Here is a 14369-nt window from a genome sequence, read left to right on the forward strand (position 1 = left end):
CAATAGGGGCCGGGATCGTTAATTTCGGGTCGTCTTTGGCGCAAAGCCACCCTGGCTATCGCCGGGTTGACGACGATGGGTTACAGCGCCTCCGCGCCAGCAATAATTTCAATCAATTCGGTAGTAATCGCGGCCTGACGGCTGCGGTTATATTGTACGGTGAGCTTGTTGATCAGATCGCCCGCATTGCGCGTCGCGTTGTCCATCGCCGTCATCGAGGCGCCCTGTTCGGAGGCCATGATTTCCAGCAGCGCACCAAAGATCTGCGTCTTCACATAGCGCGGCAGCAGCTCTTCAAGAATTTCTTCTTCGCCCGGCTCATATTCCACCACAGCGTCGGTTTCGGCGGTGGTTGCTGGCGAGGGAACGGGGATGATCTGGTCGATCGTCGGTTCCTGCGCCAGCGCCGATTTGAAAGTCGGATAGACCAGATGGGCAATATCAAACTTGCCCGCTTCGTACAGTTCAACCAGTTCCTCAGCGATGCCGGCGGCTTCTTCAAAGCCCGGCGTGCGCACATCGCTGGTATCGAAATGATGGCCGATTTGACTGGGGAAGGCACGCTTCAATGGTGCGCGGCCTTTCCTACCCACGAGGTAGAATTCAACATCCTTGCCCGCCGCGGTCAATTCGCGTGCTTTTGCAGCCGCCGTACGCACGAGGTTTGAGTTCAAACCGCCGCACAGGCCCTTGTCCGTATTGACAACGACCAGCAGATGGCGCTTGTCCGACCCGGTACCGGCCAGCAATTTGGGCGCATCATCGCCGGAAACCTTGGCGGCGAGGGCGGCCATCACCGATGCGAGACGTTCGGCATATGGGCGCGCTTGTTCGGCTGCGGCCTGCGCCTTGCGGAGCTTGGCAGCGGCGACCATTTGCTTGGCCTTGGTGATCTTCTGGGTCGATTTAACCGACCCGATCCGATCCTTGAGTTCTTTTAGGCTTGCCATGCTGGCTCCCTATTTCTCTCTCAGGCTTAAGCGAATTGCTTGGCGAATGTGTCGAGGGCTTTCACCACCCCGTCCTTGGCGTCATCGAATTTGCCGCTGGTCCGAATATTTTCCAGAATATCGGCGTGTTCACTGCGCATGAAGCTGAGCATTGCGGCTTCATATTCATTTACCCGGTCCACCGCGATAGCATCGAGATAGCCATTGGTACCGGCGAAGATCGATACGGTCTGCTCTTCAAACGGCATGGGTGAAAACTGGGCTTGCTTGAGCAATTCCGTCAGCCGCGCACCGCGGTTGAGCAATTTCTGCGTCGAGGCATCAAGGTCTGAACCGAACTGCGCAAAGGCCGCCATTTCACGGTATTGAGCAAGTTCGAGTTTGATCGAGCCTGAAACCTTCTTCATCGCTTTGGTCTGCGCCGCGCCGCCAACCCGGCTGACCGAAAGGCCCACATTGATCGCCGGGCGGATACCCTGATAGAACAGATCGGTTTCAAGGAAGATCTGGCCGTCAGTAATCGAAATCACGTTGGTCGGGATATAGGCAGATACGTCACCGGCCTGTGTTTCAATAATCGGCAAAGCGGTTAGCGAACCGCCGCCATTATCGTCATTCATCTTCGCCGCACGCTCCAGCAAACGGGAGTGGAGATAGAATACGTCACCTGGATAGGCTTCACGGCCCGGCGGGCGGCGCAGCAGCAGCGACATTTGACGGTAAGCCACAGCCTGCTTGGAAAGATCATCATACACGATAACCGCATGCATGCCGTTGTCGCGGAAGAACTCACCCATCGCGCAGCCGGTATAAGGGGCGAGGAATTGCAGCGGTGCGGGCTCGGAAGCGGTTGCGGCGACAACGATGGAATATTCCATCGCGCCGTTTTCCTCAAGGCTCTTCACGATCTGGGCAACGGTCGAGCGTTTCTGACCCACGGCAACATAGATGCAGTAAAGCTTCTTGCTTTCATCGTCACCCGCGTGACCGTGTTTCTGATTGATAAACGTATCGATCGCGACCGCTGATTTGCCGGTCTGACGGTCACCGATGATCAGTTCGCGCTGGCCGCGGCCAACCGGAACCAGGGCGTCAATCGCCTTGAGGCCGGATTGCACTGGCTCGTCAACCGACTTGCGCGGGATAATCCCGGGGGCTTTCACCTCAACCCGGCTGCGCTTGTCAGCCTTGATCGGACCTTTGCCGTCGATCGGGTTACCCAGGGCGTCAACCACGCGGCCCAGCAGACCCTTGCCAACCGGAACATCGACAATCGTGCCGGTCCGCTTGACCACATCGCCCTCTTTAATCTCTGCATCTGATCCAAAGATCACGACACCGACATTGTCAGCTTCCAGGTTCAGGGCCATGCCCTGAACACCGCCTGTGAATTCGACCATCTCGCCGGCCTGAACATTATCAAGCCCGTGAATGCGGGCGATACCATCACCAACCGACAACACTGAACCGACTTCGCTGACTTCAGCTTCGGTGCCGAAATTGGCGATCTGGTCCTTAATGACCTTGGAGATTTCTGCGGCGCGGATTTCCATCAAATTAGCCTTTCCTAAACGGCGGAGCCGTCAACCCTGTTTCATAGCGTGCGCGAGGGAATTTAATCGGGTGCGGATCGAACCATCTATGCGCTTCGATCCAATGGTTACGACGAGGCCGCCCAGAAGTTCCGGGTCGACATCGGCTGATAATTTTACCGTGCGGCCTTCGCTGGCGGTCAGCTTGTCTTTCAAAGTGGACAGCTGACTGTCCGATAATGGGTGCGCGCTGGTGACGTTGGCGGTCACTTCGCCGCGCTGTGCCGCTGCGATGGCGTTAAAGGCGCGGATCATACCGGGCAAATCACCAAGGCGGCGATTACCGGCGAGCACGCCCAAAAAATTATGCGTGAGGCTGGACAGTTTCAGTTTCTTGCCAACCGCCGCAATCGCCGCTGCGGCCTGATCGCGGCTGACTTGCGGATTGGAAATCAGATTGGTCAGCGCGTCTGATTCGTTCAACGCTGCATGCAGCTTGTCCAGATCGGCTTCGACCGCGCTCACACCGTCTTTTTTCGCGCCCGCTTCCGCAGCGAGATCAAACAGGGCAGACGCATAACGGCCTGCTAGGCTAGCCTGTATACCGGCGGAATTCTCCACGCGCTTTCGTCCTCTTGGGTTCGAAAAATTACGATGCATTACCCCCGTCTTACGGCGCAGCAAAAATATGCCTCCTGCAAGGATGGCGCGCCCCTATCACCCGTAATGCCGCTATGCAAGATGAGGATTGCGGAATCTTTGCCGGCGGCGGTGCATGGATGCGCCGGGCCCATGTTCCGGGCCCATGTTCCGGGCCCATGTTCCGGACCGCGTGAACACTGCGGCTTGAGCCTGATCACAAATACCGGCATACTGCCCGGCAAGCGGACGCAACATGATCCGCATCAAGGAGAGAATGATGCTGACAACCCCAATGGCCCCGAAATGCGGCGTAGAAGTGTCCGGCGTTCAGCTTGCCGAGGCCGGCGATGCCGTGATGGATGACATTCGCAGCACCATTTACGAGCACGGTGTCGCTGTATTTCGCGATCAGCAATTTTCGCCTGAAGATCACATCAAATTCGGTAAACGCTGGGGCGGAATTGATGTGAACAATTATTTTCCGCTGCAGGAAGATTTCAATGAAATTGCGGTGGTCAAGAAAGAACCCGATCAGCAAACCAACATTGGCGGTGCGTGGCATACGGACCATTCATATGACCAGATTCCCGCGATGGGGTCCGTGCTGGTTGCGCGCCAATTGCCGCCCTCTGGCGGCGATACCATGTGGGCGCATATGGGGGCAGCCTATGATGCGCTGTCGGACGAACTGAAACAGCGGATTGACGGTATGGAAGCCTATCACACCGCAGACCATGTCTATGAGGAAGGCGGCCTGTATGCACAGACCGATATGGGCGAAAAATTGCGCGGCCAGAATTTGAAGACGGGCGCGGTCCATCCCATGGTGATCCGCCATCCGCATACGGGCCGTAAACTGCTCTATGTAAACACCGCGTTCACGATCCACTTTGTTGGTCAAACGCGTGAGGAAAGCCTGCCGCTATTGACCGAACTGTGCGACGCCGCACTGACCCCGGACAATCAATGCCGTCTACAGTGGAAACCGGGCACAGTGGCAATCTGGGATAACCGGACATCATGGCACAATGCGCTGAATGATTATCACGGCCATACGCGCGAAATGCACCGCATCACGTTGAGCGGGGAACCGTTGGCGGCGTAACCCGCACAACTTAACTGGATGGGTAGGTGAGCAAGGAGTCGCCTTTATCAAACTCTTCCAGCAGTTAGGCTGCCACAGGCAGGGCCGCTTTCAGAATCGCACAGCCACGACTCCCCAATTTATCTACTCAACGAGGGCATCGCCGTCGTTTTTTGCCGGTGCTTGCATGCCCGCAATCTCCGGTGGTGATGGGCGAAGGTTATCTATTTAGATCCTCAGCTTCACCAATTTCATTGTTTGCTCAATATCTCTCCGTGCTGGCTATACTACCAAGTCGGGCATGACTTGTGAAAAGGTCAGGAAATACAAAAACTTTTTCAAGAAAAATTCCTTTCGACTTCCATCCGTTGAGATTTTCCATAGTTAGATTGTTCTTGTTATGTTTTCAAGGCTCTGGTCCAGTTTTCCACGACCATAATGTTCTTTTACTCCGCTTTCTCGGCGCAGCTATAGACCAGCCGTTCATTCGGGCGATCGGGCAGCAATTGCAGCACGGCGCCTTGCATGTCACCAAGCTTTGCCGCTGCATTGTCAACACTGCAGCCTGGCGGGGAATATGTGCCGCGCTGCGCGCGGGCATTATCCATCGCGCTGCGGCGCAGCAGATAGCGGTCGACTGTGTATGTGCGGCTCGCCGGATCAAACCGGTTTACCGAAACCGCGTCTTCCTGATTGGGAACAAAGGCCCGCGACCATGTGCCGCTGGCAAAACCATATTGCGTCCGGCCATTGACGCAGCCAGCGTCCGTCCAGCCAAATGCAATTTTGTTTTCGGGCGTGCCGGTGATCCGGCTGCGACCTGTTTCGAGCGTGCATATCAGCGCGCCAGAGCCGACATTCGCGGTTCCGCCACCAACCGCGTCAGGATCATCGTCAGCATCGTCATTACCGCCCGAAATGGCCGCGTTCACGCGCCGGTCAATCGCATCAAGGCCGGGGCGCGTGAACCATAATGCCAGCGCAGCAACAAGCGCGGTGGCTGCGATCGTACCTGAGATCATCATTGTCTTCTCGCCATTTTCCGCCTGTTTGGCATGATAAGCGGTGAAGGCTGCGGCGGCCCCGATCAGCAACAATATTGCGGCGATGGCCATCGCGTTTTCACGCTCTGTCTGAACCGCCAGCCCGGCTTCCTGCCGGATCCGCGCACGTTGTTCCCGGTCGGCCTCCGCCTTGGCGGCGAGCAGGCTGCGAGCCTCATTTTGCTCCGTCTCGGCCCGGCGTTGTTCGGCCTCCTCAATATCGGCGAGCGAGCGGCACGGCAAGGAATTGACGCGCGGGGAAACGTTATTCCGGCGCAGAAAAGGCAGCAATTCCCTGGTTGAAATGGCAAAGAAAAATTCGGCATCGGATGCGCCCCCGATCGCCCCAAAGGAATTGACCCCAATGACTTTGCCGCACGCATCCAGCAGCGGCCCGCCCGAATTGCCGCCCGCTATCGGCGCGGTATGCAGCACGGTGTCGAACTGCCGCGATGGCCGGACGCCGGACAGAAAGCCGCGACTTTTAACCGGCGGCTGCGAATTGAAATAATCGCGCATCTGCAGCCCTTGCGCCATATCGACATTTCCGGGATAACCGAGCGCAACCACCGCGCTGTTCTCATCTTCGATCCGGCCTGCGATGACCAATGCAGGCAATCGCAAATCTTCGGTGATTTCGATTAAGGCCAGATCGTTTTTCGGGCTGTAGTCAATCAAGGTCGCGAAAGAGCCATTATCCCCTTCGGACGGCACCACGCCGATCTTCAGCGTGCTGTCGCGCAAAACATCGCGCACGACATGGGCATTGGTCACTATCCGCGTGGGCGAAACGGCAAAACCGCTGCCATGACTGAGCAGGATATCCGCCGTACCGTCGGTGTCGATAATCACCACGCGCACCACGCTGCGGGCTGACGCATCGATATCGGCGGGGTCCGCGCGCGCAGGGGCAGACGTGAATATTATTGGCAGGATGGCGATAAGAGCGGCTATGGCGGGGGCGATGCGGTTCATGGATGGCTTTTTGACGTGATGTTGCATTGACCGCAAGTTTCGGGATGCGGCCTTATGCGTTTGCCCATAATTCACCGGTGACGGGCGCCGCGCGTCAGCGTACACAGGTAAAGAATATGGCCGAAATCATGGACGCGCAGACACTGACCGATGATGATCGCTGGCGCATCGCGCTGGCGAAAGACCGTAATTATGATGGTGCGTTCGTCACCGGCGTCCATTCGACCGGCATTTACTGCCGCCCCTCCTGCCCCGCGCGGGCACCGCATCGCAAAAACGTGACATTCTATGCGACATGCCGGGATGCGGAGGCGGCTGGCCTGCGGGCGTGCAAACGCTGCACACCCCAAACCGCCGCGCCGGATGAGCAGGCCGTGCAGGCGTGCCTGGATATTTTGCACGGCAGCACGGCCCCGGTCCCGCTTGAAGAATTGAGCGTCACCACCGGTTACTCGCCGAGCCATCTACAGCGCATCTTCAAGCGCGCTGCCGGTTTGTCACCGGCGGCCTATAGCCGTGCCTTGCGCCGCGAACGGGCTGGTGACGCCTTGTCACGCGGCGGGCGCGTGACTGATGCGCTCTATGATGCCGGTTATTCGGGCCCGTCCCGTTTTTATGCAGACATTAAGGGGAGGTTGGGGATGGCCCCATCAGCATGGAGTGATGGCGGACGCGGCACGGTGATCCATTATGCCGTCACCGAAACAGGTCTGGGCCCGATGCTGGTTGCCGCCACATCAAAAGGGGTGTGCCGGGTGTCATTCATGGAAGACCGCAGCGCGTTGGAACGGCGGTTCCCCAATGCCAGACTGGTTGAGGGCGGAGCCCGCTTTTCGGTCCTGCTGGCGCAAGTCGTGGCGGCGGCCGAGCGTCCCGCAACTGCGCCCAATATCCCGCTTGATGTGAAAGGCACCGCATTTCAGGAGGCTGTCTGGCAGGCGCTGCGCACAATACCGCCGGGGGAAACGCGCACTTATGCGCAGATTGCCGCCGCGGCTGGCCATCCCGGCGCGGTGCGCGCTGCGGGCAGCGCCAACGGGGCCAACGCGGTCGCCGTGCTGATCCCGTGCCACCGCGTCGTCCGCTCGGACGGTTCGCTCGGGGGATATGCTTATGGAACGGCAATCAAACAGGCGTTGTTGGAGCGCGAGCAGGCCGACGGGGGCACACTGAATTTTCCGTAATGCGCGGGCAAATTTTTACCGCAAATTAGGCGATGTGTGTCACAGCTGAGCCTGACCAGTGATTTGCACCCGATAGTCTGCCTGAAAACGATGCGTGTGCAGGCGGTGTTTTGAGGAAAACAATGCCGAATTCAACCACACATGTTTCTGTCGCCCGTACGTCTGCGGAAACGCCCCTGTGGCGTCAGATTTGGGAATTTCCGGTAATCGCGATGGTTGCGGCGCTGGCCGTGCTCGCGGTTACCGAATTTGCCTTCTCAAAACTGGCCGGGTTGTTGCCCGGCATTATCGATGGCGATGGTGCCGTGGTCATCGGCGGCATTCTCGCGCTCGCTCTCATTGTGGCGGTCAATAAACTCGTTTTCGCGCGGCTGGGATATGTGAAGCATGATGATCTTCCCGGTGACAGCGCCGTCGGCGATAGCATGCTGGGGATATTTGTCGGTTCGGCGGTATTGTCGGCGATTGTCGGCTTGGCCGCGGCGTTTGGGCTATACCGCGCGCAGACCTATGGTGCAGCGGGTGATTTCGCCGCGATTATCGTGCAGGGTGCGCTGGTCAGCGCAGTGTTTCAGGAAGTTCTGTTCCGCGGCATAATCCTGCGCCTGCTGGTACCGATCACCGGCAGCCTGCTTGCGCTGTTGCTTAGCTGCGCCGCCTATGCAGCGTTTTTCGCCGGCACGACCGGCGCGGACTGGCCGGTTGCCATCATGGTGGCTGTATCGACCGGCCTGCTGTTTGGTGGCTGTTACCTGCTGACAGAAAATCTGTGGCTCGCCATCGGCGCGCATATCGGGTGGAATTTGGCGCTTGGCCTGGTGTGGGGCATGCCAATCATGGGGGTTCAGTATCAAGGGTTCCTTGACGCGGCTGTCAATGGCCCGCTTTGGCTAACCGGCGGCTATCTGGGATTGCAAGCATCGGCTCTGGCGCTGATTGTGGCCGGTGCAGCGGGTGTCTGGATGATCCTGCAAACGCGTGGGGAAGACCGGTTAATCGCGCCATTCTGGTCACGCTGAGCCCCATCATCCATACCGCTCATCCAGACCGCGCCCAGCCTTCGCTGGCGGGTGTCAGGCCCTCCAGAAACGTCTCTGCCGTATCCAGATAATCGCGCCGCTTATCTGCATCCATCCGGTCCCAATTGGCGTAAATCCGGCCGATCCGGTGATTTGATTGCAATCTATCGCGGTGCCGTTCCATAAAATGCCAGTATAGCGGCCCGAACGGGCACGCATCCTCGCCAGTCTTGACCGATGGTGAATAGCGGCACTTCTTGCAATAATCGGACATTTTATTGATGTAATTGCCGCTCGCGGCGTAGGGTTTGGACGCCAGCTTGCCGCCATCGGCATATAGCGCCATCGCCGCCACATTGGGCAGCTCCACCCACTCAAATGCATCCGCATAGACGACCAGGAACCAGTCCTCCACAGCGCGCGGATGAATGCCCGCTATCAACGCGAAATTGCCCAGCACCATCAGCCGCTGGATATGGTGTGCATGCGCATTTTCCCGGGTTGAGCGGACACTGTCGGCGATACAGCGCATATCGGTTTCGCCGGTCCAGTAAAATTCGGGAAGGCTGCGCTGTGCATCCATTGCATTATCGCGGGCCAGACCGGGCATGTGATACCAGTAAAACCCGCGAACATATTCGCGCCAGCCAATGATCTGGCGGATGAAACCCTCGACTGCATTCAGCGGCGCGTCCCCATCGTGATAGGCCTTCTGTGCTCGCTGGCATAATTCCATCGGGTCCAGCAGACCGATATTGATCGATGTGCTGAGCATCGAGTGGAACAGATCATCCTCACCGTGGACCATTGCATCCTGATAGGTACCGAAATCCGCAAGCCTCTCGGCGAAAAACCGGTCGGCGGCCTCTTCTGCCTCTTCGCGTGTTACGGGCCAGCGAAACGGCTCCAGTTCTCCAAAATGATCGGCAAATTTTTCGGCGACCAGTTCCAGCACTTCGCGGGTTATGGCGTCGGGCTCCGGCTTGAACCGCTCCGGTGCGCTCAACCCCTTCTTAGGTGGTTCGCGGTTTTCGGCGTCATAATTCCATTTGCCGCCCTCCGGTTTGCCATCCACCATCAGCAAGCCGGATTTCTTGCGCATTTCCTGATAGAAATTCTCCATCCGCAGCGTTTTGCGCCCGTCCGCCCAATCACGGAATTCTGCGATGGAAGCGATGAAGCGGTCATCGGCGAATATCTCGACATCGCAGGCAAATTTGTCGGGCCATTCTTCCACCGCCTGCCTCACGCGCCATTCGCCGGGTTCGGTTATATGGATCGCGCGCGGATCATGCCGCTCGGCCGCGCGGGCGACTTCGCCGGTAAAGCTATGCGCATTATCGGGATCGGTCAGCGTGATGTAATCGACGCTCCACCCCGCATCGCGCAGATCATCCGCAAAATGCCGCATGGCAGAAAAAATCAGTGCGATTTTCTGCTTGTGATGTTTGACATAAGTGGCCTCGTCCCAGACTTCCATCATCAGGATCACGGTGTCGTCTTTCGCGCGGCCGCGCAGGCTTGCCAAAGTGCGCGTCAGCTGATCGCCCAGCACGGGAACGAGTACGGGTTTTTTACCTGCCATGCCGGTGTAATGCGCGGGACGGCAATCGGTGCCTGTCAATCCAGTTTGGGCGGCATCCCCGGTTCGCATTTGGCCCAGGCGGCCTGATAGGCAGGCCGTTCACCAATGCGTTTCAGATAATCGGCAGTGTTGGGTTTATCATCCAGCGTCACCCCGCCGGACAGGCGTGCCGTCGTCAGGCCGAACAGCATCATGATATCCGCCGTGGTCAGCTGCCCGCCGCCGAAAAATTCCGCCTCGGCCAATCGCTGTTCAATCATCATCCATGCTTTCGCCGTCCGGTCGCTCACATAAGCCATCGGGCCGGGATTGTTCGCATCGGCCCGCGACAGCATCAATTGCATCATGCCGTTGGTCATCACGGTGCCATTGGCGAAGTGGAACCAGAACAGATGATCCGCAAAATCTGCATGCCCCGGATCGGGCGAATGCATCGAGCCGCCATATTTGCGGTCGATATAATCGCAAATTGCGCCGCTTTCCCCCAAAATCAAATTACCATCCTGAATTACCGGTGCCAGACCCATCGGGTGGAGCGCCTTATATTCATCAGGCGCGAGATTATTGTCGGCGCGGCGGTTGTACCGTTTGAAATCATATTCGAGCTGGAGTTCCTCGCACAGCCAGACAATCCGTTCCGATTGTGAAATTCCCAAATGATGGACCGTCAGCATGCATTTACTCCGTTAGACAAAACTATAGGGATCGATATCGACGCTTACGCGCACTCCGCGGGGGAAGTCGAGCGTTCCCAGCCATGCGCGTATAACATCTTGTATCTGAACGCTGCGCCGGGCATTGATCAGCAGGCGGTAGCGGTATCGCCCGCGTAACAAGGCCATTGGCGCGGGTGCCGGGCCCAGAACCATCACGTCGCTCAACCTGGGCTGCGTACCGCCGATCGCACGGGCGGATTCCTTCGCTTCATTCTCGTCCTCGCTCGATATGATGATTGCGGCCCAGCGGCCAAAGGGCGGGGCACCGGCGCTGCGCCGCGCCTCGGTTTCGGCGGCATAGAACGCATCGCGGTCGCCCGCTTCCAATGCGGCAATCACGGCAGCCTCACGGTGGCGGGTCTGGATCAGGACTTCGCCCGGTTTGCTGCCGCGACCCGCGCGGCCCGCAACTTGGGCGACTTGCTGGTAAGTACGTTCTGCGGCCCGCAAATCACCGCCTTCCAGGCCCAGATCAGCATCAACCACGCCGACCAATGTCAGATCGGGGAAATGAAAACCTTTGGTCACGAGCTGCGTGCCGACAATCACATCGATCGCCTTGGCTTCGGCCTGGGCGACGAAATCAGCGGCTTTCTCTGGCGTGTTGAGCGTGTCCGAGGTAGCGACGGCGATGCGCGCTTCGGGCAGGATTTCGGCCACCTCATCGGCAATGCGTTCCACCCCCGGGCCGCAGGCGACAAGGCAATCGGGCTCACCGCATTCAGGGCAGCTGTCAGGCGGCGCGGTTTCATGGCCGCAATGATGGCAGGCGAGACGGCGGCTGAAACGGTGTTCAACCAGCCATGCCGTGCAGTTGGGGCATTCAAAACGGAACCCGCAATTGCGGCAGAGGGTAAGCGGTGCGTAACCCCTGCGGTTAAGAAATAACAAGGATTGTTCATTTTTGGTTAAACGATCCCTAAGTGCTTCAACCAGCTCTGGGGCGAGCCAGCGTCCGCGTTCTGGCGGGCTTTCGGTAAGATCCAGCGCAGTGATATGGGGCATCGTCGCGCCGCCAAACCGGCTCGGCAATTCAAGCCGTTCATAAATCCCGCTCTCTGCCATTTGCAGGCTCTCCAATGCCGGTGTCGCACTGGCCAGAACGATTGGAATTTTTTCAAATTGTGCGCGCATCACTGCGACGTCGCGTGCATTATAGCGCACGCCTTCATCCTGTTTGAAACTGATCTCGTGCGCTTCATCCACGATGATCAGGCCGAGGCGGGCATAAGGAAGGAACAATGCCGATCGCGCGCCGACCACGACCTGCGCCTCTCCGCTGGCAATCGCACGCCATGCGCGGCGCCGTTCGGTCGATTTCAGGCTGGAATGCCACACGATAGGGCCTGCGCCGAAACGCTGCGCAAACCGCTTGAGAAACGCCTCGGTCAGCGCAATTTCCGGCAGCAGAACCAAAACCTGGCGGTCGCCCTGCAGGGCAGCCGCAATTGGTTCAAAATACGTTTCAGTTTTTCCCGATCCGGTTACACCGTCAAGCAGAAAGGGGGCAAACTTACGGGCGTCCACGGCCTCGACCAGCCGGTGTGACACCGATTTCTGCTCGGGGCTCAAATCAATCGTCACGTGTCCGGCATCGGCACGCGGATAGGGACTGTCAATATTCACTTCCACCGGCTCCAGCACGCCCTGGTTCGCCAATCCGCGCAAAACGGCGTCGCTTACGCCGGCGCGCTCTGCCAATTCGCGGATGGTCGCCTGTTCGCCTTGCAGAGCGTCCATTGCGGCTGCGCGTTGCGGGGTCATCCGCTCCGGTTCCGCTCCCGACAGGCGGTACTCTGTCATCGTGCTCGGCCCGCGCATTGCGCCGCCTGATGACAGCACCATCCGTGCCACCGATGCGAGCGGAGCGCAGTAATAATCCGCCGTCCATTCCATCAGACGCCGCAGTTCGGCGCGCACGGGCGGGATCGGCACGATTTCCAGCAAAGGCCGCAATTTTGACGCAGCCACACGGTCACCGGGCAGCCGGTCCTCCTCCCACACGATCCCGACAATCTGGCGCGGGCCCAAGGGTGCAGCCACCACCGATCCATACTCCACCGCCATGCCGTCCGGCACCGAATAATCAAGCGGGCCAAGTGCTGCGTTAAATATGATGAGGCGGACACGTTTCATGATATAGCGGCAATATGGGGGCAGTCGGCGCCCCCCGACAAGGTAAGGAATGCCAATATGACCGATTTGTTCACTCAACACCCAGGCCGCCGTGCGTTCATCGCGGGGGCCAGCGCCGCCGGTCTGATGGGACTGACCGGGTGCGCCGCTTTGCCGGGATTGGGGCTGACCGATGCGGTTCGCCGATTGCTGATGCTGTCGAGCGAACGCGCTTTTGCGCGCATGACGGCGGATGGCGGTTTTTGGGATCAGCAGGTCGCGCGGATCGGTCTGGCCGATATTATGGGCGTGCGGGGCAATCTGCTCGCAGGGATACTCACCTCGGCCCTGTTCAAGAACCAGCTGGAAAGCGCCTTTGCCGGTGTCGCGGTGCGCGGCGCAGAGCGGGCTGCACCATTGGTGGCGGATGCGGTGCGGATCGCCGGGTTTCAGGCGGCACAGCAACTGGTGCGCGGCGGGCCAACCGCAGCAACCGCCTTTTTGCGCGGCGCAATGGGCAGCAGCCTGGTCGAGGCTATGGTTCCCGAATTGAACACGGCCATCCGCCTCGCCAATGATCCCGTTATCGGAGAGGCTCTATCGCGACTATCGGGCGTGGATGTGGCAGGTGTATCCAACCGCCTTTCGGGCCAGATCAATGATACCATCTGGACTGAGATCGGGATTGAAGAAGCCGCCATTCGCCGCGATCCGCAAAGCACCAATGATCCATTGCTGATCGGCGTGTTCGCCCTGGGCGGGCGATGATTGCGGGGCATTCGCACGATCTGCGCGGCTGGCGGGCTGGCGTCACATAGGCTCCCCGCATATACCTTGCGCCGAATCGCTAACCGGAGCTGCACATGAAATTTTTCGCTGACACTGCTGACATTGATGACATCAAGGAACTGGCGGCGACCGGCTTGCTGGACGGTGTCACCACCAATCCCAGCCTGATTGCCAAATCGGGCCGTGATTTCATGGAAGTAACGCGCGAGATTTGCGGCATCACCAGCGGGCCGGTCAGCGCCGAAGTGGTCGCTCTCGATCATCCCACCATGATGAAAGAGGCAGAGGTGCTTCGTAAAATCGCGGATAATGTCTGCATCAAGGTCCCGCTGACGATTGATGGCCTTAAAACCTGCAACGCGCTCACCGCAGATGGCACAATGGTCAATGTCACTCTGTGTTTCTCTGCCAATCAGGCTCTGCTTGCGGCCAAGGCTGGTGCGACATTTGTCTCTCCATTTGTGGGCCGCCACGATGATAATGGGTCAAACGGCATGGATCTGATCCGTGACATTCGTGTGATCTATGACAATTACCAATATGACACCGAAATTCTGGTCGCGTCGGTCCGTCACGCCACGCATGTGCTGGAAAGCGCATTGATCGGCGCGGATGTGATGACCGCGCCGCCCGCCGTGATCAAGGGGCTGTTCAAACATATCCTGACCGACAAGGGGATTGAGGGGTTTCTGAAAGACTGGGAAACAACCGGGCAAAGCATCATTTGATTACAGG

At 58.5% G+C, this 14369-nt stretch carries 12 protein-coding genes; 5 read left to right on the top strand and 7 right to left on the bottom strand.

Annotated elements, in window-relative coordinates; translation table 11 throughout:
- Positions 1-80: 80 nt before the first annotated feature.
- From WA922_RS07855 to WA922_RS07865, 3 genes are read right to left on the bottom strand one after another with little or no spacing between them, the layout of a single operon-like run.
- A complete protein-coding gene (locus tag WA922_RS07855; RefSeq protein ID WP_424771144.1) occupies positions 81-950 on the bottom strand; it encodes a F0F1 ATP synthase subunit gamma in 870 nt (289 codons plus the stop codon).
- A gap of 26 nt (positions 951-976) precedes the next feature.
- Entirely contained in the window at positions 977-2503 is a 1527-nt protein-coding gene (atpA, locus tag WA922_RS07860) for a F0F1 ATP synthase subunit alpha (RefSeq protein WP_424771145.1), read from the bottom strand.
- Between the two features lie 30 nt (positions 2504-2533).
- A complete protein-coding gene (locus WA922_RS07865; RefSeq protein WP_424771146.1) occupies positions 2534-3103 on the bottom strand; it encodes a F0F1 ATP synthase subunit delta in 570 nt (189 codons plus the stop codon).
- A gap of 295 nt (positions 3104-3398) precedes the next feature.
- On the opposite strand from WA922_RS07865, the gene WA922_RS07870 reads away from it, so the two are divergent.
- Positions 3399-4229 carry a TauD/TfdA dioxygenase family protein gene (locus tag WA922_RS07870; protein WP_424771147.1) on the top strand — a complete coding sequence of 277 codons (831 nt, stop codon included), beginning with the start codon at positions 3399-3401 and terminating at the stop codon, positions 4227-4229.
- Between the two features lie 425 nt (positions 4230-4654).
- On the opposite strand, the gene WA922_RS07875 is transcribed toward WA922_RS07870, so the two are convergent.
- Complete coding sequence (locus WA922_RS07875) at positions 4655-6226, bottom strand: trypsin-like peptidase domain-containing protein (RefSeq protein WP_424771148.1); 1572 nt, start codon at positions 6224-6226, stop codon at positions 4655-4657.
- A 116-nt stretch (positions 6227-6342) separates the two neighbouring features.
- On the opposite strand from WA922_RS07875, the gene WA922_RS07880 reads away from it, so the two are divergent.
- The gene (locus WA922_RS07880) at positions 6343-7410 is read left to right on the top strand and encodes a bifunctional transcriptional activator/DNA repair enzyme AdaA (protein WP_424771149.1); all 1068 of its coding nucleotides are present in this window, start codon (positions 6343-6345) and stop codon (positions 7408-7410) included.
- 122 nt (positions 7411-7532) lie between these two features.
- Complete coding sequence (locus WA922_RS07885; protein ID WP_424771150.1) at positions 7533-8429, top strand: CPBP family intramembrane glutamic endopeptidase; 897 nt, start codon at positions 7533-7535, stop codon at positions 8427-8429.
- Positions 8430-8448: 19 nt separating this feature from the next.
- On the opposite strand, the gene WA922_RS07890 is transcribed toward WA922_RS07885, so the two are convergent.
- Genes WA922_RS07890 through WA922_RS07900 form a run of 3 tightly spaced genes read right to left on the bottom strand, consistent with a single transcriptional unit; the run spans position 8449 to position 12866 of the window.
- Positions 8449-10014, bottom strand: a complete 1566-nt coding sequence (locus tag WA922_RS07890; RefSeq protein WP_424771151.1) for a cryptochrome/photolyase family protein — start codon at positions 10012-10014, stop codon at positions 8449-8451.
- 35 nt (positions 10015-10049) lie between these two features.
- Positions 10050-10688 (bottom strand): glutathione S-transferase family protein, encoded by a 639-nt coding sequence (locus WA922_RS07895; protein ID WP_424771152.1) that lies wholly within the window; start codon positions 10686-10688, stop codon positions 10050-10052.
- Between the two features lie 12 nt (positions 10689-10700).
- Positions 10701-12866 carry a primosomal protein N' gene (locus tag WA922_RS07900; protein WP_424771153.1) on the bottom strand — a complete coding sequence of 722 codons (2166 nt, stop codon included), beginning with the start codon at positions 12864-12866 and terminating at the stop codon, positions 10701-10703.
- Between the two features lie 57 nt (positions 12867-12923).
- Between WA922_RS07900 and WA922_RS07905 the strand changes: the two genes are divergently transcribed.
- Entirely contained in the window at positions 12924-13613 is a 690-nt protein-coding gene (locus tag WA922_RS07905) for a DUF4197 domain-containing protein (protein WP_424771154.1), read from the top strand.
- Between the two features lie 95 nt (positions 13614-13708).
- Positions 13709-14362, top strand: coding sequence for a fructose-6-phosphate aldolase (gene fsa / locus WA922_RS07910; protein ID WP_424771155.1), 654 nt, complete (start codon positions 13709-13711; stop codon positions 14360-14362).
- Positions 14363-14369: the final 7 nt, after the last annotated feature.

It is taken from the genome of Pontixanthobacter sp., from assembly GCF_049682855.1.
GTDB lineage: Bacteria > Pseudomonadota > Alphaproteobacteria > Sphingomonadales > Sphingomonadaceae > Pontixanthobacter.